This is a genomic window from Thiohalocapsa sp. (assembly GCF_019695415.1).
GTDB lineage: Bacteria > Pseudomonadota > Gammaproteobacteria > Chromatiales > Chromatiaceae > Thiohalocapsa.
In genome coordinates this window covers 1-1,748 of record NZ_JAIFKJ010000034.1, presented here as the reverse complement: position 1 = coordinate 1,748, position 1,748 = coordinate 1, and the positions used below count along the sequence as shown (strand labels likewise).

Genomic DNA, 1,748 nt, shown 5'->3' with positions numbered 1-1,748 from the left:
TCGCCTATTCGACCTGCTCGCAGCTCGGCTACATGTTCTTCGCCTGCGGCGTCGGCGCGTACGCCGCGGCGATCTTCCACCTCTTCACCCACGCCTTCTTCAAGGCGCTGTTGTTCCTGGGCGCGGGCTCGGTGATCCACGGCCTCGGCGACGAGCAGGACATGCGGCGGATGGGCGGGGTCTGGCGCAAGATGCTCTTCACCTACGCGGTGATGTGGATCGGCTCGCTGGCGCTGGTGGGTGTGCCGGTGTTCGCCGGCTTTTACTCCAAGGACCTGATCCTCGAGGCCGCCTTCGCCGCCGAGGGTGGTTGGGCGGCCTACGCCTTCTGGCTCGGCATCGCCGCGGCGGTGATGACGGCGTTCTACTCCGGGCGACTCCTGTTCATGACCTTCCACGGCCGCGCCAACGCCAGCGAGGAGGTCATGGCCCACGCCCACGAGAGCCCGCTCGTGATGACCATCCCGCTCGGCTTCCTGGCGGCGGGGGCGATCGGTGCCGGCTTCTTGGGCTTGCCGATGGTGGGCGCCGACCACGCCTTCTGGGCCGGCTCGATCTACGTGCGCGACCTCGCCCACAACGCCATCGAGGCGGCCCACCACGTGCCGCTCTGGGTGAAGCTGTTGCCGGTGATCATGGGGCTCGTCGGCCTGGCGCTCGCCTGGGTGATGTACGTCGCCAACCCGCTGCTGCCCGGCCGGCTGGCCAACGCGGTCCGGCCCGTCTACCTGTTTTCCTACCACAAGTGGTACTTCGACGAGATCTACGACGCCATCTTCGTCCGCCCGGCGCGCGCGCTCGGGGTGTTCCTGTGGCGGCGGATCGACGCCGGCTTCATCGACGAGTTCGGCCCCAACGGCGTGGCGGCCTCGGCGCTTGCCGGCACCCGGCGGATCGTGCGGCTGCAGACCGGCTACATCTACCACTACGCCTTCGTGATGCTCATCGGCGTGGCCGCGCTGGTGACCTGGTACCTCCTGGTCGTGCAGGGCTGAGCCGATGAGCGACTGGCCGCTGCTCTCCCTGGTCATCTTCCTGCCGCTGGTCGGCGTCGCCTTCATCCTGGCGATCCGCGCCGACGACGAGCGCGTCGCCGCGCAGAACGCCAAGGCGGTGGCGCTTTGGACCTCCGCCATCACCTTTCTCTTGAGCCTGTTGATCTGGGTGCAGTTCGACCCCGACCAGGCCGGCTTCCAATTGGTCGAGAAGACGCCGTGGCTGCCCGGCGTCGACATCAACTACCACGTCGGGGTCGACGGCATCTCGCTTTGGTTCGTGCTGTTGAGCACGCTGTTGACCGTCGTGGTGGTGCTGGGCTCTTGGCACTCGGTGCAGCATCGCGTCAAGGAGTACATGGCCGCCTTCTTGATCATGGACACCTTGATGGTCGGGGTGTTCACCGCCCTCGACGTCGTGTTGTTCTACCTGTTTTTCGAAGGTATCCTGATCCCGATGTTCTTGATCATCGGGATTTGGGGCGGCGCCAACCGGATTTACGCCGCCTTCAAGTTCTTCTTGTACACGCTGGCCGGCTCGGTGCTGTTCCTGATCGCGTTGATCTACATGTATCTGATCGCCGGCACGACCGACCTGCCCACCTTGATGCGCACCGAGTTTCCCCCGACCGCGCAGTACTGGCTGTTTTTGGCGCTGTTCGCCTCCTTCGCCATCAAGGTGCCGATGTGGCCGTTCCACACCTGGCTGCCGGACGCCCACGTCGAGGCGCCGACCGCCGGCTCGGTGCTGCT

General features: G+C 66.0%; 2 protein-coding genes. Both read left to right on the top strand.

Annotation, left to right across the window (positions count from 1 at the left end):
- Positions 1-995, top strand: a 995-nt coding sequence (locus tag I6U14_RS00435) for a proton-conducting transporter membrane subunit (protein ID WP_296895965.1), incomplete at its 5' end; no start/stop codon positions are given.
- A gap of 4 nt (positions 996-999) precedes the next feature.
- On the top strand, positions 1,000-1,748 hold a 749-nt coding region (locus I6U14_RS00430; RefSeq protein ID WP_296895963.1), incomplete at its 3' end, for an NADH-quinone oxidoreductase subunit M.